Raw genomic sequence first — 19,724 nt, 5'->3', positions numbered from 1 at the left:
GGTGCCCCTCTCGATGTGAGCTCAGTCGACCGACTGGCTGGACTGCAGGTCGTAGAAGCGGAAATCCGGCCGCGCGCCCGCAAGCGGCGTCGCCGGGGTAAAGACGATGCGGCGGCTTTCGCCCGCTGCGAGATCGAAGGCATTGTCGGAATATTTTCCGTCCGTATCGGTTTCGATCATCACGAAGAGCGCAAGTCCCTTGGCCATCACCGTGATGTCGATGCTGCCGTTTTCCTCGACATATTCGTGCGTGACGCTCAGTCCGGACGGTTCCAGTTCCAGAGCCTTGTAGGTGCTATGCACATAGTGGCCCTCCCCGCCCATGCCGTTCGACGCCGTGAAGTGCCAGGCAAGCAAGGCGCCTTCCGGTATATCGGCCGCATCGACAGAAAGCGCCGTCACGGCTGCATCCGGAGAGCAGACCGCCTGCACGTTCCTCAGATGCCTGCGCTCGCCCTTCATCGTCAGGATCGAGATATTGAGATCGACGCTGATTTCCTCGAGGGTGTCGTTGACCAATGAAAAGCGCACTGTCCGGTTGTCATCCGACGGAATGGCAGCGACCGCAACCGGCTGGAAGAAGCGGCGCACCAGATAGTGCATGGCCTTCCAGCGGCCGCCATAGTCAAGGCTCGACCAGGAGGCGACGGGCCATGTATCGTTGAGCTGCCAATAGATCGTGCCCATGCAATGTGGCTTCAGTGAGCGCCAGTATTCGACCGCCGTCTTGATCGCGAGACCCTGCTGGATCTGGCTCAGATAGACGAAATTCGGAAAATCCTTGGGGAAGCGGAAGTAACGGAACATGGTACCGGCGATGCGCTCGTTGCCGCCGGCATTCTTCTGGTGCAGCTCCATGACGGGAGACGCGATATTCATATCCTTGGGGTCGGCATAGGTCTTGATGACCGGCAGCGACGTATAGGACTGGAAGCCGAATTCCGAACAGAAGCGCGGGCGGACGGAGCGGTAATTGTCGAAGGACTTGTTCTCGTGCCATACCGACCAGTAGTGCATGTCCCCGGACCCGTCCGCATGCCAGGCGTCACCAAAATCGAGATAACCGGAAGCCGGGCTCGACGGCCACCAGATGGCGCCGGGCGCCGCCTTCTTCACCGCCTGTTCGATCGTCCGGTTCAGGCGATCGTAGGAGACAAGATAGCGATCGCGATCCTTGCGCGATTCGTCAAACCAGGTGAGCGCACCGACCAGTTCGTTGTCCCCGCACCAGAGCGCGATCGAAGGATGCGAGGAAAGACGGCGCACCTGGTAATCGACCTCGATCGCGACATTGTCGAGGAAGTCTGTGGTCGAAGGATAGAGATTGCAGGCGAACATGAAATCCTGCCAGACCATCAGGCCGAGCCGGTCACAGAGATCGTAGAACCAGTCCTGCTCGTAGAAGCCGCCACCCCAGACGCGGATCATGTTCATATTGGCGGCCTTGGCCGATTGCAGCAGGTCCTCGGTCTTGGCCGGGCTGGAAAGCGAGAAGAGCGCATCAGCCGGAATCCAGTTGGCGCCGCGGCAGAAGATCTCGCGTCCATTGACTTTAAACGCAAAGCGACTGCCCGCAGCATCCGGCGTGGTAATGAGTTCGACGGTGCGAAGGCCAATCTGTTTACTGACTGTATCCGACGGCAGGTCGACGATCAGCGTGTAAAGCGCCTGCTTGCCACTGCCGGCAGGCCACCAAAGGCGCGCCTTGTCGATCTGGAAGACGTGATTGATCACCGTTTCGCCAGCGCCCACGCCGACGTCCAGCCGGACGCGCTCACCGTCCAGCGAGAAATGCACCGGCACGATACCCGGATCCTTGGCGTAGAGCGTCGCCGTAACCTGCAATTCAACAGAGCCGTTGAGATTATGCGTCTGCCGGGTCGTCACCTGCTCGATGCGCGCCGTCTCCATCTTGCACAGCGCGATCGTTCCATAAAGACCAAGCGGCGCGATAGCGATGTTCCAGTCCCAGCCGAAATGGCATTGAGGCTTGCGCAGCATATTGCCATTGGCGATCGGCGAATTACCGGGATGATAAGGAATATAGAAAGGCTGCTTGACCTGCCGGTCTGCGCCGGCCGCAATGCTTGAATGCAGGACGATGCGCATGACGTTGTCGCCCTCCTTCAGCATGCTCGTTATATCGGGGCGATAGCGTCGGAAGCAATTGTCGGCGGAAAGCGCCAGCATGCCGTTCACATAGACCGTTGCGACGGTATCAAGGTAGTCGATGTCGAGATACCAGTCGCCTGCGGCGTCATCGAGCCGGAAGCTGCGCTCGAGCACCCAGTCGCGATGCGCGACCCACTGCACCACTTCCTCGTTGCGACCGAAATAGGGATCCGGAATGAGTTCGGCGGCATGCAGCGCCGTGTGCACATCGCCCGGCAGCCTGATCGATGTCGCGACTTCGCCATCCGCTGAAGTGAGCTTCCAGGATCCGGATAGGTCTTGGCTGAACCCGTTTGTCGGCAAGGATGTCATGGCATTGTCCCGAACAGACTGCGCTTGGGATCGCCCGCACATGCAGGCCGCAGCCGAACTTGATGGCCTGGTGGCCGATTGTAGGAACGGGCGGAACCGATGACCCCACCCGCATTGCGAATTCTAACTAGATGCGAAGCTCGGTTTCAGCATCAAAGATCGATGCCAGCGACATGTCGAAACCGAGCTTGACGGCCGAACCGGGGTTGAAGCGACGCGCACCGTTGATGCGTACCGACAGCGTATGGCCGGCATGCTTCAGCCACAGAAGATTGTCGGCGCCCATCGGCTCCTCGATATCGACGGTCGCATCGTGGACTTCCGAGCCGAGATTCTCATTGACCTTCACATGTTCCGGGCGAACGCCGAGGATGACCTTGGAGCCCGGCCGCAATGCTTCGGGGGTGTCATAGTCGGCAACAGAGAAGTTCACGCCATTGGCCGTGAAGAACAGCTGCTCGCCCTGCTTGGTAATCTCGCCGCGCAGGAAGTTCATGGACGGCGATCCGATGAAGCCAGCCACGAAGAGATTGCGCGGCTTGTTGTAGATCGTCGTCGGATCGTCGAGCTGCTGGATGATGCCGCTCTTCATGATCGCGATGCGGTCAGCGAGCGTGAGCGCCTCGATCTGATCATGGGTGACGTAGATCATCGTGTTCTTGAGCGACTGGTGCAGGCGTTTGATTTCGACGCGCAGTTCCGAGCGCAGCTTTGCGTCAAGGTTCGACAGCGGCTCGTCGAACAGGAACACATCAACGTCGCGCACCAGGGCACGGCCGATCGCGACACGCTGGCGCTGACCGCCCGAAAGCTCAGCCGGCTTACGCTTCAGCAGCGGCTGGATCTGCAGGATTTCGGCGGCGCGAGCAACGCGCTTGTCGATCTCCTTCTGTGGCACCTTGGCGACCTGCAAGCCGAAGGATAGGTTCTTCTCGACGCTCATCTGCGGATAAAGCGCGTAGGACTGGAACACCATGCCGATGCCGCGGTCCTTCGGCTCTTCCCAGGTGACGTTCTTGCCCTTGATGAAGATCTGGCCGGCCGACGCATCGAGCAGGCCGGCAATGCAGTTCAGCAAGGTGGACTTGCCGCAGCCGGAGGAGCCGAGGAGAACGAGGAATTCGCCGTCGTTGATTTCGAGATTGAGGTCTTTGAGAACGCTGACCGAGCCGAAATTCAACGAAAGCTCTTTGATGGAAACGCTTGAATTCATTGATCAGCCTTTCACTGCGCCAGCGGCGATGCCGCGGACGAAAAGTCGTCCCGATACGAAGTAGACAACGAGCGGCACCAGACCCGTCAGGATCGTTGCGGCCATGTTGACGTTGTATTCCTTCACGCCCTGGACAGAATTGACAATGTTGTTGAGCTGGACGGTCATCGGATATGTGTCGGGCCTGGTGAAGACGACACCGAACAGGAAGTCGTTCCAGATACCGGTGACCTGCAGGATCATGGCGACCACGAAGATCGGCAGTGACATGGGCAGCATGATCTTGAAGAAGATCTGCCAGAAGCCCGCTCCGTCGATACGCGCAGCCTTGAACAACTCCTGTGGCAACGATGCAAAATAGTTGCGGAACAGGAGCGTCAGGATCGGCATGCCGAAGATGCTGTGCACGATAATGAGACCCGTCAGCGTTCCATAGATGCCGATTTCGCGCAGCACGATGACGATCGGATAGATCATGACCTGGTAGGGAATGAAGGCGCCGATGACGAGGATCGAGAAGAAGAGCTCGGCTCCCTTGAAGCGCCAGTTGGCCAGCGCATAGCCGTTGACCGAGGCAATGGCGATCGAGAGGACCACCGAGGGAACGGTGATGCGGACCGAATTCCAGAAGCCGCGCGAAAGCCCGTCGCAGTTGAGACCCGTGCAGGCGGTCGCCCAGGCCTTCACCCAGGGCTCGAACGTGATTTCGACAGGTGGCGAGAAGATATTGCCGAGACGGATCTCCGGCATCCCTTTCAGGGAAGTGACGATCATCACGTAAAGCGGAAGCAGGTAATATGCCGCGGCCACGAAGAGAGTGCCATAGAGCATGATGTTGCGTGGAGATAACACCGGCTTCGGTTTCGGTCCGCTCGGACCCGAGAAGGATTTTTCCGACACGCTGCTATCGGCGGTCTTGAGAGCAATAACGTCAGGCATGCTTACGCCCTCCTCCGAATTCCAGATACGCCCAGGGAATGATGATGATCGCAACCGTGATCAGCATCATAGTCGAGGCCGCAAAGCCCTGCCCCAGATTCTGAGCCTGGAACATGTAGTCGTAGACGTATTTCGCGGGCACTTCCGACGCGATGCCGGGACCGCCGCTGGTCTGGGCGACGACGAGGTCATAGACCTTGACGATGCCGCTCGTGATGATGACGAGCGTGGTGATGAAGACCGGCCGCATCATCGGAATGACGATGAAGAGATAGGTCTTCCACATCGGAATGCCGTCAACGCGGGCAGCCTTCCAGATGTCTTCGTCAATACCGCGTAGTCCCGCAAGCATCAGGCACATGACGAGGCCCGTGCCCTGCCAGAGGGCGGCGATGAGGATGCCGTAGATGACAATGCTGGGCGTATAGAGCGGGTCGAAGGTGAAGCTCGTCCAGCCAAGCGAGCGCACCACGGACTGGACGCCGAACTCGGGATTAAGGATCCATTGCCAGACAAGGCCTGTTACAATGAAGGACAGGGCGAAGGGATAAAGGAAGATCGTGCGAAACGTGTTCTCGAAACGGATCTTCTGGTCCATCAGCGCGGCCAGGACGAAGCCGATCACGAGGCTGAAGATAAGAGAAAGAATGCCGTACACGGCAAGGTTCTCGATCGAGACGATCCAGCGGGGAGCAGCCCAAAGGCGCTTGTACTGATCTAAACCGACGAAGCTCAACCGCGGGAGGAGCTTCGAGTTGGTGAATGAATAGAATACCGTCCAGAGCGTGCCGCCGAGAAAGATAACAAGGGCGGTAAGAATCATGGGGATAGATGCAATCTTCGAGTTCAGATTGCGCAGTAACTGATTTGGCCGGCGTGCTTTCGCTTGACCCGTCATTATGACTCCTCCTGAATCGCAATTCCTCTGTGATCCAGAGCGGCGCACCGTCTGCCGGTCGCCTCCTCTTCTTACTTCCATGCCGCGACCGAACCGCCACATCAGCGCAGCCCTGCCGCGGACGCTGCCGCTACCGGTTCATGATAGGAGTTCCGGGCAGATCCGGCTCCACAGGGCGGAGCCGGATCGCAACAGCATCGGAATGCAGCGATCAGTCGGCAGAAGCGATGATGTCAGCGAAGCGCTTCTGAGCATCTTCCGGCGTCATCGACGGATTTGCGAAGAACTCGGAGAAGAGATCGTTTTTCTGATTCTGGCTGTCAGCGGACAGCAACTGGTCGGTCCAGGAGACCACATTTCCCTTCGCAAGAATGTCGAGACCCTTTTTCATGCAGTCGTTGGCCGCTCCGAGATCGACGTCGCCGCGCACCGGCAGGGAACCCTTCTTGAGGTTGAAGGCGACCTGCGTCTTCGGGTCAAGCAGCGTCGAGGCAAGCGCTTCCTGCGCCTTGGCTTTTTCGGGGTCCTTCAGAAGCGGGAAGTAGAAGGCGTCGCCGCCGGTTGCGATGATATCGGTCACGCCGAGGCCAGGCAGGCAGGTATAATCCTTGCCGGCGACCTGACCGGCCACCTGGAACTCGCCCTGCGCCCAATCGCCCATGATCTGACCGCCGGCCTTGCCGGTGATCACCAAGTTGGTTGCCTGGTTCCAGTCTTGAACGTTGCTGCCCTTCGCCATCTTGCGTGCATCATCGGCCGCTTTGAACACTTTGGCGATCTCGGGACCAGCGGCCACCTCGGCGTCCTTGTCGTGGAACACCTTCAGGAACGTGTCCTTGCCGGCGATCGCCAGCAACAGCACGTCGAAGGCGCCGGAGGACTGCCAGGGCTGGCCACCGAGCGCCAGCGGAATCTTTCCGGCCTTTTGGAGCGCGGGGGCCGCCGCGACGAACTCGTCCCAGTTCTTCGGCACCGGCACGCCGGCGTCGGCGAATGCCTTGTTAGACAGCCAGAGCCACTGCCAGGAGTGGATGTTGACCGGTACGCAGTAGATCTTGCCGTCGATCGTGCAGGAATCGAGCAGGCTCGACGGACGCACGATATCCTTCCAGTGCTCCGCGGTCGCGACATCGGTCAGGTCGCGCATCAGGCCGGCCTGGACGAGTTCTTCCGCCTGACGGCCATGGTTGAACTGCGTCGCGCCCATCGGGTCACCGCCGGTGATGCGGCTGATCATGATCGGACGCGCGGTACTGCCGGCACCGGCAATTGCGCCGTCGACCCAATGGTTGCCGGTCGCGTCGAATGCCTTTGCGAGCTCTGCCACGGCAGCAGCCTCGCCGCCCGAGGTCCACCAATGAGTGACTTCGAGATCGGTGGCGTTCGCGACGCCGGCGGGAATTGCCACGGAGGCAGCGAACATGGCCGCCATCAAACGAATATTCATGAGTTTTCCTCCCTCACTGTAACGTTGCCGAAAAAACTTAATTCAAACGATCTGACCACGCAACAGCCCGCTCCTAAAATTTTCCTTAGCCGCGGAATTTGCCACCATAGCCTGTGCGGCGATCAGCGCGAATGGAAATATGAGCCAGATCGAGTCCGTCAAGCCGCATGCGGAAATTTTGACATAGTTACTTGAAATAACAAAGATATTTGGAAAATAACTTCAACCGGTTCATCGGCCTGTCTTCGCAGCTGCAAAAGATTGAGATCATCTCCACAGCTTTCACCGCCAAGTACCGTTGCAGATTTCCTATCATAAAAAGTACTCGACATTTTCACTGTATCGTTACAGTTTATGAGGACAGGGGGAGCGGTTCCGGCGCCCGTGCTTGCGACACGGTCAAAAGCAAATATAAGCGGATGAATGGCGAAGAACGGCGTAAAGGGATGAACAGCAAAGGAAATTTGGGAAACAGGACGGCATCGCCGATCTCGCAGGAACGGCCGACCCTGAAGACGATCGCATTCATGACCGGACTAGGCGTAACGACGGTCTCGCGGGCACTGAAAGATGCCCCTGATATCGGTGCCGAGACCAAAGAACGGGTGCGCATGGTCGCGCGGCAGCTCGGCTATCAGCCGAACCGGGCCGGCGTGCGCCTCAGAACCGGCAAGACCAATGTCATTGCGCTCGTCCTCAGTATCGACGAGGAAATCATGGGCTTCACCAGCCAGATGGTCTTCGGTATTTCGGAAGTGCTGACTGGGACCCAATATCATCTGGTGGTCACCCCACACTCGCACAGCCGGGACCCGATGGTTCCCGTGCGCTATATCCTGGATACCGGTTCGGCGGACGGCGTCATCATTTCCCGCATCGAACCTGACGATCCGCGCGTCCGGCTCCTGTCTGAACGCAACATGCCGTTTGCCACCCATGGGCGGACGGATATGGGGCTCGTTCATCCCTTCCACGATTTTGACAACGAGGCTTTCGCCCATGAGGCGGTGAAATCGCTCGTGCTCAAGGGGCGGCGGCGCATCGCGCTGCTGCAGCCCCCGAGCAAGCTGTCCTTCTATTCGCACACTCGCATCGGCTTCCAGACCGGGCTGCACGACTACGGTGCCGAGGAGATCCCGCTCAGGGTCACGATCGACACGCCGCTTAACGATATCCGCGATGCCGTCGAGGCGCTGATGCGCTCGCCGAACGCGCCTGATGGCATCGTATGCTCGAGCGGCAGCGGCGCGATCGCCGTCAATGCCGGGATCGAGGCGGCGGGCAAAAGGCTCGGCAAGGATGTGGATATGGTGGCCAAACAATCGTCCACCATCCTTAACTGGATCAGGCCTGAGATCATGACCATTTTCGAGGACGTTCGCCATGCCGGCCGGGAACTTGCCAAGGCGGTTATCGCCCGGATCGATGGTGTCGAGCCCGAGCTTTTGCAGAGCATCAGTGCTCCCGTATGGCCTGAGAACCGCAAATAGCAACAAAAAGCCCGACGCTGCGGCCGGGCTGTCTCCTGAGTGCGATGCATCGCACATTGGCACGATCCCGTTCTAGAAGATCGCGGCGCCGCTTCCCCACGGGCCATGATGCAGGTCCTTGCCGTCGAGCCGGTCGAAACCGTGGGCGCCAAAGAAGTCGCGTTGGGCCTGAATGAGGTTCGCCGTGCCCCTGCCCTGACGATAGGCATCGAAATAAGTCAACGCCGAAGCAAGTGCGGGAACCGGAAGACCGGCGGAGACGGCTGCCGCAACGATACGGCGAAGCGCCGGGATCGATTCCTTGACCATTTCGGAGAAGGCCGGCGTGACAACCAGGTTTGCGGCATCCGGTGACTTTGTGAAGGCACTGGTGATTTCGTCGAGGAATTGCGAGCGGATGATGCAGCCGGCGCGCCAGATCTTGGCGATGACAGGCATGGGCAGCGACCAGTTGAATTCGCGCGAGGCTTCAGCCATTACCGCAAAACCCTGGGCATAGGCGCCGATCTTGGCGGCGAAGAGCGCAAGTTCCAGATCCTTGTTCAGTTCGGGACCGTAGGCGATCGGGAACTCGTATTTCGGCGCTCCGAAGATCTTCTCGGCGGCTTCGCGCTGGCTCTTCATCGAGGAGATGCTGCGGGCCGCGACGGCGGCCTCGATGGCGGTTGCCGGAATACCCATGTTCTGGGCCTCGATCGCCGACCACTTGCCGGTGCCCTTCTGGCCCGCCTTGTCGAGGATCATATCGACCATCGGCCCGCCCGAAGCCGGGTCGGTTGCTGCCAATACCTTTTCGGTAATCTCGATCAGATAGGAATTCAGCCTGCCCTTGTTCCAGGCACCGAAAATTTCGCTGATTTCAGCCGCCTTCTTGCCGAGACCGTCGCGCAGGATGCCGTAGATTTCGGCGATCATCTGCATGTCGGCATATTCGATGCCGTTATGGATCGTCTTGACGAAATGGCCGGCGCCGTCATTGCCGAGCCATGCGCAGCACGGATCATTGTTGTATTTGGCTGCAATCGACGTCAGCACCTTTTCGACGCGCTTATAGGATTCCTCCGTGCCGCCGACCATGATTGACGGACCATGGCGCGCACCTTCTTCGCCCCCGGAAACGCCCATGCCGATGAAGGTCAGGCCGGTGTCCTTGAGGCGCTCGAAGCGAGCGACCGTGTCACGGAAGTTGGCGTTGCCGGCATCGATCATGATGTCGCCCTTGGACAGATGCGGGCGCAGCGCCTCCATCTGCTGGTCGACGGCATCGCCCGCCTTGATCATGATGATGATCGGGCGCGGTGGCCGGATGGAATCGACGAACTCCTCGATCGTCTTGCAGGGAATGATCTGCTCCTGCAGCGCGCCTGCGCTGGCGTAGAATTCATCCGTTTTCTCAGGAGTGCGATTGAATACTGCGATCTTGTTGCCTTTTTCAGCAATGTTGAGCGCCAGGTTGGAGCCCATGACAGCAAGACCGATCAGTCCGATTTCTGCCTTTTCCACGACAAACCTCCGATGAGTCATTCAGGACCGGTGTTGTGGCACTCTATCGATCGGACGGCAAGCCTCGGAAGGCCTGTTTCATACTGGAAGTGCGGGTCATCGAAGTCGCCATGTCGAGGACATTGCTTTACAATTGTTGCCACCACTGCAGAACGATAACGTTATGACCGAACCCATGCAGGACGCAGCTTTGACACCGCTTTTGGCATCGCGCGTCGGACGCTATGAAGAGATGTTGCCTCCTGCCGCGCTGGCGGATCATTTCCGTTGCGCCTGGATCCATGAAATCGGAAAGACCCCTACCTGCGACATTGCCGTTGTGCCCGACGGCTGCTGCGACATCATCTGGACCGGAGGCGAGCTGATGGTGGTCGGTCCAGACAGGACCGCCGCGTTTCCCATGCTCTCGGATGGCATGAGGATTACGGGTATGCGGTTCCATCCCGGATCGGCATTCTCCTGGTTGGGTCTGCCTCTGTCCGAGATCGTGGGCCGCACACTTCCCCTCGATGATCTCTGGGGAAAGGCAGCCCGAGATATCGGCCAGCGGGTGGGCGAGTGCCGATCGGACCGGCAGCGCCTTTTCACGCTCTGCCACGCACTGGAACAGAGATTGGTCAACGCTCGTGCCCTCCCGCGTGAGACGCGGGTTGCTTTCGACCTCTTGAGCCGACAAAAGGAGACCGTCGCCCATCTCTCTAAAGAACTCGGGATTAGCGAGCGCAGCCTGCGCAGACGCTGCTACGAGATTTTCGGCTACGGACCGAAGACACTCGAGCGCATTTTGCGCTTCCAGCGGTTCCTTGCGCTTGGCCAGCAATCTCCGGAGACCACGCTTGCGGCTCTCGCTATCGATACCGGATATGCCGACCAGGCGCATATGACACGTGAAGTCCGCCTGCTCTCTTGTCTCACGCCTCGCGAGATCCTGCAGCAGCTCCAGCGCCCACCTCTCGGCAATGGAGCGTTCTAGGAGCGTCCTGACGGACGCAAGGCGCTCCAGCATCGGTTGGCCGTTTTGTTCAAGACCTGGCCACGTTTCGCAGCGATAATGAGAGACAAGGAGACCCACATGTCCACCATGATGGCACGAATCATTCATACCTCCATCGATCGGGATTGGCGGGAGGTTTACAGCTTCGCGGCGCAACCCGAGAACATGCCTCTCTGGGCCTCGGGGCTTGCCTCAGGTCTGGAGCGTGACGGCGATGATTGGATCGGCCGCGGCATTATTGGAACTGTCCGCGTCAGCTTCGTGCCGCAAAACGAATTCGGTGTGCTCGACCACACGGTGACGATCGAATCCGGATTGCGGGTCTACAACGCTCTGCGCGTCGTGCCAAACGGCGACGGATGCGAAGTGATGTTCACGCTGCTCAGAATGCCCGACGTGACCGATGAACAGTTTGCCGCCGATGCAGCCCACATACAGAAAGATCTGACGACGCTGAAGACGCTGATGGAACGATAGAAAGGAAAAAAGATGGCCACCGAAGGCAATGACCGCAAGATCGACTATATCGAATTCAACGTGGCCGATATTGCTGCGGCCAAGGCTTTCTACGGCACGGCCTTCGGCTGGACTTTCACCGACTATGGACCGGAATATTGTGAATTCGCCGACGGACGGCTGACGGGAGGTTTCACGACGCTCGGTCCCGTCCGGACTGGCGGACCGCTCGTGATCCTCTATGCGGACGATTTGGAGGCGGCATGCGCAAGGGTCGAGGCTGCCGGCGGCCGAATCCTGCGACCAATCTATAGCTTTCCCGGTGGTCGTCGTTTCCACTTCGCCGACAAGGACGGTTACGAACTGGCGGTCTGGTCGAAGAATTGAAAATCAGGCAGCAATCACGCCGCGAGCACCTCAAGTCTCACGCCGATATCCTGTAGAACGATAAGAGCACCGACGATCTCGTCCGGGGCGGCTCGGAACGGAGTCATCCGGCAGCGCACTGTCTTCATTCCGCCATCGGACAACTCGACTTCATAGCTGTAGTCAACTATCTCGCCGGCGAAGCAGGCATCGAGCCTTGCCCTCACCTGCTGCTCGAAGCGCGCCTCCCCGATGAATTCGACCAGATGTCGACCAATCAGTTCGACGGGCTTGCTGTTGAGATACAGAGCATTTGCAGGGTTGGAATAGAGATATCGATAGTCTTTCGTTATCACCGCGACACGATCGGGCAGGCTGTCGAGGATGACGCCGTTAAAGGCATTGTCATTGTTCGAAAACAGACGGGCCGCCGAAGGCGCGAATTGCGGAAGAAACGCCTGAAATTCCGCGTCGCTGTCCCGTGGTGCGCCGAAGTAGCGATCCAGAAGAAATGACAGCGCCGTCGAATGCCGCAAGACACAGGTGCTGTCGGCCGCCTGATGGCGAATAAGGTAGCTCATGAACTGAAGCTGTATATAGATTTCCGGGATGCTGTCCGCCCGAAACGCCAGGATAGCGGCCACGAGAGGCTCCAATTCGCGATCGAGCGCGCTTACCAATTCATCGTCGCCAGCTTCGATGGCTTCCTGGATCTGCATGCACTTTGAATAAAAAGCCTCGACGAATGCGAGCAAAATGCCCCTCCAAATCGCTTTCTTTGATATTCTTTGAAATATACTGTTGGCCAGCACAGCCCCTATCTGTTACTGCCTGGCCTTGTTTGCATGCGTTGCCATTTTGTCGTGGGATAACATGAACTTCCCTCACCTTCAATCGGCCGCGATACCGTGAATTTTAGGGAGGCCACTGCATAAAGATGCAGCATTCCAAAATGCTGCTGCGATCTTTGTGCGTCTAAAGGTAAACGGCGCTGTCGTTTATCCCTTGAGCTTACGCTTTATATTCCAGCGATCGTGATACCAGAGCCATTGTTCGGGATACTGCCGAACCCAGCTCTCGACTTTATCGTTCAGCATCTGCGCCGTTGCCGTAAGGTCAAGATTACCTTTGGCATCGCGCGGGAGTTCCATTTTAGGCTCGATTTCAAGCCGGTAACGATTGCCTGGAAGACGGATGCAGCGGGCGGGATAGACTTCGCAATTAAACTGGCGCACCAGCTTCGGGAGCAAAGGATTGGTCGTGACCGGTTGTCCGAAGAAGGTCGTCTTCAGCCCCTTGCGAAATTTTTGATCGACGAGCACGCCGACCCCGGCCCCTGCTTCTAGCTGGCGGGCGAGAGCGAACGAAGAACCTGCATGCGAAGGCACGAGCTTACCCATGCGTGCGCTGCGGAACGAGAAGACCTTTTCGGCGACATAGGGGTTGTTGGGCGGACGAAAGAGCACGGTGACATGGAGGCCAAAGGCCGCACCAGCCACCGGCAACAGTTCGAAATTGGCGGTATGACCGGTGAAAACGATGAAAGGCCGCGGATTGTCTCTCAGATCGAGAAAGATCGGAATACCGGAAACTTCGACGCGCCCCTGCCCTTCGCGATATGGGTCGAAGTCGAAGAGCCGGTCGAGAAAGACATACTCGGCGGCAAGCCGCCCCATGTTGCCCCAACTCGAAAGCGCGATCGCTTCGATCTCTTCTGCGCTCTTTTCCGGAAAGGCATTGCGCAGATTGGTCAGCATCAGCTTATGCCGGAAAGTGCGGGGGCCGATCCGCCGAGTGAGCCCATCCGCCAGGCGTATGGCCGAATCCGCAGGAAACAGTTTCAGGAAATTCAGGAAGGCGAACATCATCTGCGCGATCAGCCATTGCTGAAAACGCATTAGTGAAAGCACGATCCGGGCGATGACGAGCTTCAAACCGTCAGTCCACCCTAAGGATGATCTTGCCGAAGACCTGGCGCGATTCCATACGCTCCAGCGCCCGGTCGATATTGTCGAAGCCAACCTCGGTATCGATGACCGGATGCACTAGACCCCGCGCCATCTTCTGCATGGCGTTCGCCATGTTTTCCATGCGGCAGCCGAATGAGCCGAGCAGCTTCAGTTGTTGCTGGAACAGCATCATCAGGTTCACGTCAGTCGAAACACCCGAGGTCGAGCCGCAGGTGACGAGGCGGCCGCCGCGCTTCATCGACAGCATCGAACCGGCCCAGGTGTCCTTGCCGACATGTTCGAAGACGACATCAACGCCCTTCTTCTTCGTGAGCTTGCGCACGACGCCTTCGAAGCGGTCTGTGCGATAGTTGATGACATGATCGGCGCCAAGCGCCTTCGCCTTGTCGATCTTGTCGTCGGACCCGACGGTCGTGATGACCGTGCAGCCGATCTTCTTGGCGAGCTGGATTGCCGCGGTACCAATGCCTGAACCGCCGGCATGGACGAGGATCGTCTCGCCAGGCTCCAGTTTCGCATTGTCGAAAAGCATGTGTTCGACGGTGCCGAAGGTCACAGGCGCAAGAGCGGCGCCGACCGCATCGACGCCGGGAGGCGCCGGGACCAGCAGCCGCGCCGGCAGGTTGACCTTTTCCTGCGCGAAGCCGTCGAGATGGAACCCGTGCACACCACCGACATGTTCGCAAAGATTGTCGCGGCCTTCGCGACAGGCTCGGCAGAGACCGCAGGTGCGCGCGCCGTAGATCGAGACGAGTTGACCCGGAAGCACATTGGCGACGCCCGGTCCGATCGCCTCGACGACACCTGCCGCTTCGGCTCCGATGACGAGAGGCATCTTGCGCTTGGCGAAAGCCATGCCGCGCCAGCCCCAGACGTCGATATGGTTCAGCGCCACCGCTTTGACCCGCAGCGTCACCTCGCCGGCACCCGGCGCCTCCGGCTCCGGCAAGTCGGTGATTTCCAGCTTGCGATCGTCAATCAGTTGTAAAGCGCGCATGACAAAATCCCTCGCCCGGAGGCGTCAGTGTCTCTTCGATTGTTTGGCGACTGAGCCTCTAAGCCGGTTCGAGCGTCATGACAAGGCTGGCATTCTGCCCGCCGAACCCGAACGAGTTCGAAAGCACGGCATTAACCTGCTTTTCGCGTTTCTTGTTCGGCACGACATCAAGCGCGATTGTCGGATCCGGATTCACATAGTTGATCGTCGGCGGCAATGTCCCCGTCAGCATGGTCTGCAGCGAGAACACGGCTTCGACAGCGCCCGCGGCAGTCAGCGTATGGCCGATCATCGACTTGTTGGACGACACAGGAATAGTCGAAAGCGAATCGCCGAAGACGGCAAGCATGGAGCCGTATTCCATCTTATCGTTCTCCGGCGTCGAGGTGCCGTGTGCGTTGATATAACCGATACCGGTTTCGTCGATACCGGCGTCGGCAAGTGCTGCACGGATCGTCGCGATCGCCGGACCGCCATCAGGCGACGAACGCGTGCGGTGGAAGGAATCCGCCTTGTCGCCGGCGCCCTTCATGATCCCGAGGATCCTCGCGCCACGCGCGACGGCCGATTCCAGCGATTCCAGCACCAGTGTTGCCGCACCCTCGGCGATGACGAAGCCGTCGCGATCCTTGCTGAAGGGCTTGGAGGCCTTCGTCGGCGGCTCGTTCTGCGTGGACAATGCGGAGAGCAGCGAGAAGCGGATAAGCGCCTCGGCGCTGAGCGATCCGTCGGTGGCAACGGTCAGCGCCCGCGTCGTGCGGCCCTGGCGGATAGCCTCGATGCCGAGCTGGATCGCAGTGACGCCGGACGCGCACGCGGTCGATAAAGTCACCGGCAGGCCGCGCGTACCAAAGCGATCGGAAAGGCGCTCGGAAATGGCGCCGAACAATGCAGCCTCGTGGAAGGCGGCATCCGGACGCTGGCGCATGGCGGCGAGAAAACGCTCATAGACATCGCCGTCATGGTCAGCCGGCGGCGAGCGGTCGCCGAGATCGAAACGGGCGCTCCATTCCGGTTCGATCGGCGGCGCGGCCAGAAAAAGCGGGCCGTTGAAATCGCCGGACAATCCCGCCTGCGCAAGCGCCTCGATGGTCGTCTCACGGGCAAAGGCATAGGATCGCTCGACGGCGTTCGGGACCGGAATGTCGATAAAATCCACTGTTCCAGCAATGCGGGTCGAAAGTCCGTCCGTCGGAAAGCGGCTGATCTTGTGGATTCCGGATGTGCCGGAGGACAGCGCATCCCAATTGTCCTTCAGTCCCTGGCCGAGCGACGTGATGATGCCCATGCCGGTGACGGCAACGACCGGGCGACCGAGATGATCTTTGTATGCGGAAGTCGTCATGACCTGTCACTCCTCACATTTCGGCGGAAAGAATTGCGACGCCTTCGCCGCGCACATGACCGATGGTGGTCACGATCGCGGTGCGCGCACCGGCATCCATCGGCTTCTCGTGGTCTGGATCGAAGGCTGGGACCTTTGCTTCATTGGCCACGGCGAGGGCCGCAAGAGCAAGGCCGAGGGGGAATTGTGGTTCCAACCCGTGACCTGAAACGCCGCCATAGCCGCGGACAGCAGCCTGCGGCAGCTTCGCCTCCAGCACCGCCTTTTCCCTGGCGGCGAGATCATGCTGTCCTGTATTGCCGGAGAATACGACCATTCCTTTGGGCGGGGTGTCCTTGGCATGGTCAAGTAGACGCTCCAGCCGCGCTTCGAACTTGCCGTCACCACGATTGCCTCGATCACCCTCGACCGCGTTGATAGTGGCATAGATATGGGCGCCACGCACCTCCGCATGCGCCCGCGATTCCAGCACGAGGAAAGCGCTGAGTGACCCCATGACAATGCCGCCACCATCTTCCGGCTTGCGCGACCAAAGCGGATGCCAGTCGCCGAGTGCATGCGCGTTTATGGCTTCAAACAGCAGGATCATGTCCATCCGTTCCGCTGCGAAGGCACCGCCGACGAGAGCGTGGCTCGATTCGCCAGACTTGATGCGGAAGAAAGCCGTCTCGACCGCGGAAATGCCTGAAGCCTCCTCGCCCATGAAGGTGCGCGACGAGCCCGTCACTTTGTGGACGATCGAGATATTGCCGGCAAGCAGATTGGAAAGCTGCGCTAGGAACAGTGTCGGACGAAGTTCTGTCGTCAGCTTCTCGTTCAGGAGCAGTTCGCGGTCATTACGCTTCAGTCCTTCGTTGACGATCAGCGTATCGACATTGATGTCGCGCTCGCCGCCGCCGGCGGCCACGATCATGTCCATGGTACCGCAGGCCTCGAGATCGTCCTTGAAGCCGGCGTCTTCCAGTGCCAGACCCGCGGTGAAGACCCCGAGGCGCTGCCAGGTTTCCATCTGGCGCTGATCGCCCCGTTTCGGAATCTGCTGCGACCAATCGATTTCCGGCAGCGGATGCACGGGATAAGGCTTGAACTTCTCGGTCTCTATGATGGTTTTCGGCGCTTCGCCCGCGGTCAGCATCGCGACATGCGCGTCCTTGCCGACTCCCTGACAGGTGACGATACCGATTCCGGTAATGACAACGTCGTTTTGAGCCTTGCTCATCCATGCACCTCTTGCGCCGCAATCGCTTCGAGCAGCCCGACCTCGCCGGCGCGTTTTCTGACAATATCTGCAAGCGGGACTTCGTTGAAAGGCATGGTGCGCAGCTTCAACTGCGCGTCGCATACCTTCTTGCCCGCCATCGTGATCTTCGCCTTGGTGACGGCGAAGCCCGATCCATCATGCTCAAGACGCGCTTCGATCTCGAGTTCTGCCTCGGGCTCGACGAACGTCCGCATCTTGGCGCCGTCGACCGACATCAGGAATGGCATCGCCGCAAAATTGGTCGCGGCAAGAACCAGCATGCCCGAGGCCTGCGCCATGGTCTCGATCAGCAGTACGCCCGGCACGAGCGGCATGCCTGGAAAGTGGCCCTCGAAGACCGGGCTCTTGGCGGGTACGACAGAGCGCGCCGCCAAAACCCCATTGGCGAGATCGACCGCTTCCACCCTGTCAATCATCTGGAAATATTCCAGCAGCATCGAATCCTCCGGCTCGATCTCAATGCATCAGCATGCTCGGATCGGATACGCCTACTTGGGAACAAAACCGCCCGGCCGCCATATTCCGGGGCGGCTGGGCGTCCAAAAGATCAAATTGTTGCTTAGCCCTTTGCTGCACGCAGTTCATCGATCTTGGCACAGAGATTCTTCAGAACGAAATATTCCTCGGTCGAGACCTTGCCCTCGTTGACTTCCTGCGTCCACTGCTCGAGCGGAATCTTGATCCCGAATTCCTTGTCGATGGCGAAGACGATATCAAGGAAGTCGAGGCTGTCGATACCGAGATCATCAATCGTGTGACTTTCCGGCGTAATCGTCTCGCGATCGATTTCGCTGGTCTCTGCGATGATGTCGGCAACTTTGTCGAATGTAGCTGTCACGCCCATACCTCTTGAAATGACAATTCAACCCTCCTCATAGGGAAATCCATTTCAAATGCCAATGCTTTCGTCCGAAGCACGCGGAAAAATGGCATGCCACTGTTGCCTAAACAGCAATGGAGCGCCACCCCTTTTCGCGGTCGAAGGGGGCGGTTGCGCCGGCGCATACTTCAATCATCTGTCGCGTCGCCGAAGCAGTCCACTTCATTGCAAGAAGTTTGATCTGGATCAAACTGCCATAGGGGGCATTTGATAAACATCAAGTGCAAATTCCGCCCTATTCCGGCATAGACGAGAGCATTCCTCTGAGTTGATCTCACACCGGAATTGGAACGGGCGCAAATGACAGGACCGGACATGGATATCGCTCGACAGGACATGAACAATCCAGAAATTCCAATGGTCTGCAGATCCTGCGAGGGGCGTCAGGGGGGCATTTGCGGTGCGTTGTCGACAGCGCAGTTGCTTGAACTCAGCAGGCATTCAAGCCAGAGGACTGTGGCCACCGGCTGCGAAATCGTCGGTCAGGGTGAGCTGGTCTCCTCGTACTGCAGTGTCCTAAAGGGCGTCGTGAAGCTCAGCAAGGTGATGTCGGACGGCCGTCAGCAGATTGTCGGCCTGCAGTTCGCCCCCGATTTCGTCGGGCGTCCTTATAGCAGCGAGAGCGCCTTTTCGGCTGAGGCGGCCGTCGAAACCGAAGTCTGCATATTTCCCCGCAAGCTGATCGACCGGATGGTGGCGGAAACACCGGAACTATGCCAGTGCCTGCATAATCAGGCGCTCAGGGAACTGGACGAGGCACGCGACCGGATGCTGACGCTCGGTCGCAAGACCGCGAGGGAAAAGGTTGCAAGTTTCCTTCATCTCTTCGCGATGCATGCCGATCCGGAGAATCAGGATTGCGCCATATTCGATCTGCCGCTGTCACGCGCCGAAATCGGCGATTTCCTCGGATTGACCATCGAGACCGTCAGCCGTCAGATGACGCGCCTTCGCAAGGAGGGCATCATACGAATCGAGAGCAATCGGCATATTGCCGTACCCGATCTCGATGCCCTGAACCGGGCCTCGGGAAACGACTGAATGGCTGTCAGCGCGTAATGACGATTCTGGTATTGGCAAGCCCCACTTTACTTGCCATCGAAAAGAACGCGGCAGCATTGTTTGGATGCAGGCGGATGCAGCCATGCGAAGCTCGCCTGCCGAGCCGCCTCAAATCATAGGTGCCATGCACGGCGTAGTCGCCGGTGAAAAACACGGCAAAGGGCATCGGCGCATTCTCATACTTCGACGAGCGATGGTAACGCGACAGCCATTTGGCGCGCCATGAGCCTGTCGGCGTGACATAGCCCTTGCGTGCCGTTGAAACCTTCCAACGATATTTCACCAAGCCGTTCTTTGAAACAGTCATCGTCTGCGAGCCGAGATCGATCTTCGCAACAAGAACAGCTGCACTGGTCGCAACCGGTGAAAACTGCAAGAACAGACCGGCAGTCAGGGCTGCTAAGATGATTTTCATCTTA

The 19,724-nt window shown here is 58.8% G+C and carries 19 protein-coding genes; 5 read left to right on the top strand and 14 right to left on the bottom strand.

Features of this window, described 5'->3' with window-relative positions; translation table 11 throughout:
• Positions 1-21: 21 nt before the first annotated feature.
• From AAE029_RS05580 to AAE029_RS05560, 5 genes are all read right to left on the bottom strand, one after another.
• On the bottom strand, positions 22-2,484 hold the full coding sequence (locus AAE029_RS05580) for a glycoside hydrolase family 2 protein (RefSeq protein WP_371071810.1): 2,463 nt from the start codon (positions 2,482-2,484) through the stop codon (positions 22-24).
• Positions 2,485-2,611: 127 nt separating this feature from the next.
• Positions 2,612-3,697, bottom strand: coding sequence for an ABC transporter ATP-binding protein (locus AAE029_RS05575; RefSeq protein ID WP_371071809.1), 1,086 nt, complete (start codon positions 3,695-3,697; stop codon positions 2,612-2,614).
• Between the two features lie 3 nt (positions 3,698-3,700).
• Positions 3,701-4,636 (bottom strand): carbohydrate ABC transporter permease, encoded by a 936-nt coding sequence (locus tag AAE029_RS05570; protein WP_371071808.1) that lies wholly within the window; start codon positions 4,634-4,636, stop codon positions 3,701-3,703.
• Positions 4,629-5,534, bottom strand: a complete 906-nt coding sequence (locus AAE029_RS05565; RefSeq protein WP_371071807.1) for a carbohydrate ABC transporter permease — start codon at positions 5,532-5,534, stop codon at positions 4,629-4,631. The genes AAE029_RS05570 and AAE029_RS05565 overlap by 8 nt, the downstream gene beginning before the upstream one ends.
• 211 nt (positions 5,535-5,745) lie before the next feature.
• Positions 5,746-6,981, bottom strand: coding sequence for an ABC transporter substrate-binding protein (locus AAE029_RS05560; RefSeq protein ID WP_371071806.1), 1,236 nt, complete (start codon positions 6,979-6,981; stop codon positions 5,746-5,748).
• Between the two features lie 446 nt (positions 6,982-7,427).
• On the opposite strand from AAE029_RS05560, the gene AAE029_RS05555 reads away from it, so the two are divergent.
• On the top strand, positions 7,428-8,471 hold the full coding sequence (locus tag AAE029_RS05555; RefSeq protein WP_371071805.1) for a LacI family transcriptional regulator: 1,044 nt from the start codon (positions 7,428-7,430) through the stop codon (positions 8,469-8,471).
• Positions 8,472-8,543: 72 nt separating this feature from the next.
• Here the strand turns inward: AAE029_RS05555 and gndA are convergent, their stop codons facing one another.
• Positions 8,544-9,995, bottom strand: a complete 1,452-nt coding sequence (gene gndA, locus AAE029_RS05550; RefSeq protein ID WP_371071804.1) for an NADP-dependent phosphogluconate dehydrogenase — start codon at positions 9,993-9,995, stop codon at positions 8,544-8,546.
• 142 nt (positions 9,996-10,137) lie between these two features.
• Between gndA and AAE029_RS05545 the strand changes: the two genes are divergently transcribed.
• From AAE029_RS05545 to AAE029_RS05535, 3 genes are all read left to right on the top strand, one after another.
• Positions 10,138-10,947, top strand: coding sequence for a DUF6597 domain-containing transcriptional factor (locus tag AAE029_RS05545; protein ID WP_371071803.1), 810 nt, complete (start codon positions 10,138-10,140; stop codon positions 10,945-10,947).
• A gap of 99 nt (positions 10,948-11,046) precedes the next feature.
• Positions 11,047-11,445, top strand: coding sequence for an SRPBCC family protein (locus tag AAE029_RS05540; protein WP_371071802.1), 399 nt, complete (start codon positions 11,047-11,049; stop codon positions 11,443-11,445).
• 12 nt (positions 11,446-11,457) lie between these two features.
• Entirely contained in the window at positions 11,458-11,811 is a 354-nt protein-coding gene (locus AAE029_RS05535; protein ID WP_371071801.1) for a VOC family protein, read from the top strand.
• Between the two features lie 14 nt (positions 11,812-11,825).
• Here AAE029_RS05535 and AAE029_RS05530 read toward each other — a convergent pair whose 3' ends face one another.
• The 7 genes from AAE029_RS05530 to AAE029_RS05500 form a co-directional block, all read right to left on the bottom strand.
• The gene (locus AAE029_RS05530) at positions 11,826-12,545 is read right to left on the bottom strand and encodes a PAS domain-containing protein (protein ID WP_371071800.1); all 720 of its coding nucleotides are present in this window, start codon (positions 12,543-12,545) and stop codon (positions 11,826-11,828) included.
• A 243-nt stretch (positions 12,546-12,788) separates the two neighbouring features.
• Positions 12,789-13,724, bottom strand: a complete 936-nt coding sequence (locus AAE029_RS05525) for a lipid A biosynthesis lauroyl acyltransferase (RefSeq protein ID WP_371071799.1) — start codon at positions 13,722-13,724, stop codon at positions 12,789-12,791.
• A gap of 4 nt (positions 13,725-13,728) precedes the next feature.
• Positions 13,729-14,757 carry a zinc-binding dehydrogenase gene (locus AAE029_RS05520; protein ID WP_371071798.1) on the bottom strand — a complete coding sequence of 343 codons (1,029 nt, stop codon included), beginning with the start codon at positions 14,755-14,757 and terminating at the stop codon, positions 13,729-13,731.
• Between the two features lie 58 nt (positions 14,758-14,815).
• Positions 14,816-16,102, bottom strand: a complete 1,287-nt coding sequence (locus AAE029_RS05515) for a beta-ketoacyl-ACP synthase (RefSeq protein ID WP_371071797.1) — start codon at positions 16,100-16,102, stop codon at positions 14,816-14,818.
• 13 nt (positions 16,103-16,115) lie between these two features.
• Positions 16,116-17,321, bottom strand: a complete 1,206-nt coding sequence (locus AAE029_RS05510; protein ID WP_371071796.1) for a beta-ketoacyl-ACP synthase — start codon at positions 17,319-17,321, stop codon at positions 16,116-16,118.
• Entirely contained in the window at positions 17,318-17,800 is a 483-nt protein-coding gene (locus tag AAE029_RS05505) for a 3-hydroxyacyl-ACP dehydratase FabZ family protein (RefSeq protein WP_371071795.1), read from the bottom strand. Before AAE029_RS05505 ends, AAE029_RS05510 begins: the two co-directional genes overlap by 4 nt.
• Positions 17,801-17,922: 122 nt before the next feature.
• Positions 17,923-18,207: an acyl carrier protein gene (locus AAE029_RS05500; protein WP_003495848.1), complete on the bottom strand. Its 285-nt coding sequence runs from the start codon at positions 18,205-18,207 to the stop codon at positions 17,923-17,925.
• A gap of 351 nt (positions 18,208-18,558) precedes the next feature.
• Between AAE029_RS05500 and AAE029_RS05495 the strand changes: the two genes are divergently transcribed.
• Positions 18,559-19,284, top strand: a complete 726-nt coding sequence (locus AAE029_RS05495) for a Crp/Fnr family transcriptional regulator (RefSeq protein ID WP_371072104.1) — start codon at positions 18,559-18,561, stop codon at positions 19,282-19,284.
• Between the two features lie 7 nt (positions 19,285-19,291).
• Here AAE029_RS05495 and AAE029_RS05490 read toward each other — a convergent pair whose 3' ends face one another.
• A complete protein-coding gene (locus AAE029_RS05490; RefSeq protein WP_371071794.1) occupies positions 19,292-19,720 on the bottom strand; it encodes a L,D-transpeptidase in 429 nt (142 codons plus the stop codon).
• Positions 19,721-19,724: the final 4 nt, after the last annotated feature.

Origin of the sequence: Sinorhizobium sp. CB7 (assembly GCF_041357635.1) — a bacterium.
Classification (GTDB): Bacteria; Pseudomonadota; Alphaproteobacteria; order Rhizobiales; family Rhizobiaceae; genus Rhizobium.
This window is presented reverse-complemented; position numbering and strand designations above follow the sequence as displayed.

What these genes read in the sequence shown, in the direction of transcription:
- AAE029_RS05580 (WP_371071810.1), bottom strand. Translation starts at nt 2,484, where the DNA reads ATGACATCCTTGCCGACAAACGGGTTCAGCCAAGACCTATCCGGATCC.
- AAE029_RS05575 (WP_371071809.1), bottom strand. Translation starts at nt 3,697, where the DNA reads ATGAATTCAAGCGTTTCCATCAAAGAGCTTTCGTTGAATTTCGGCTCG.
- AAE029_RS05570 (WP_371071808.1), bottom strand. Translation starts at nt 4,636, where the DNA reads ATGCCTGACGTTATTGCTCTCAAGACCGCCGATAGCAGCGTGTCGGAA.
- AAE029_RS05565 (WP_371071807.1), bottom strand. Translation starts at nt 5,534, where the DNA reads ATGACGGGTCAAGCGAAAGCACGCCGGCCAAATCAGTTACTGCGCAAT.
- AAE029_RS05560 (WP_371071806.1), bottom strand. Translation starts at nt 6,981, where the DNA reads ATGAATATTCGTTTGATGGCGGCCATGTTCGCTGCCTCCGTGGCAATT.
- AAE029_RS05555 (WP_371071805.1), top strand. Translation starts at nt 7,428, where the DNA reads ATGAACAGCAAAGGAAATTTGGGAAACAGGACGGCATCGCCGATCTCG.
- gndA (WP_371071804.1), bottom strand. Translation starts at nt 9,995, where the DNA reads ATGACTCATCGGAGGTTTGTCGTGGAAAAGGCAGAAATCGGACTGATC.
- AAE029_RS05545 (WP_371071803.1), top strand. Translation starts at nt 10,138, where the DNA reads ATGACCGAACCCATGCAGGACGCAGCTTTGACACCGCTTTTGGCATCG.
- AAE029_RS05540 (WP_371071802.1), top strand. Translation starts at nt 11,047, where the DNA reads ATGTCCACCATGATGGCACGAATCATTCATACCTCCATCGATCGGGAT.
- AAE029_RS05535 (WP_371071801.1), top strand. Translation starts at nt 11,458, where the DNA reads ATGGCCACCGAAGGCAATGACCGCAAGATCGACTATATCGAATTCAAC.
- AAE029_RS05520 (WP_371071798.1), bottom strand. Translation starts at nt 14,757, where the DNA reads ATGCGCGCTTTACAACTGATTGACGATCGCAAGCTGGAAATCACCGAC.
- AAE029_RS05515 (WP_371071797.1), bottom strand. Translation starts at nt 16,102, where the DNA reads ATGACGACTTCCGCATACAAAGATCATCTCGGTCGCCCGGTCGTTGCC.
- AAE029_RS05510 (WP_371071796.1), bottom strand. Translation starts at nt 17,321, where the DNA reads ATGAGCAAGGCTCAAAACGACGTTGTCATTACCGGAATCGGTATCGTC.
- AAE029_RS05505 (WP_371071795.1), bottom strand. Translation starts at nt 17,800, where the DNA reads ATGCTGCTGGAATATTTCCAGATGATTGACAGGGTGGAAGCGGTCGAT.
- AAE029_RS05500 (WP_003495848.1), bottom strand. Translation starts at nt 18,207, where the DNA reads ATGGGCGTGACAGCTACATTCGACAAAGTTGCCGACATCATCGCAGAG.
- AAE029_RS05495 (WP_371072104.1), top strand. Translation starts at nt 18,559, where the DNA reads ATGGATATCGCTCGACAGGACATGAACAATCCAGAAATTCCAATGGTC.
- AAE029_RS05490 (WP_371071794.1), bottom strand. Translation starts at nt 19,720, where the DNA reads ATGAAAATCATCTTAGCAGCCCTGACTGCCGGTCTGTTCTTGCAGTTT.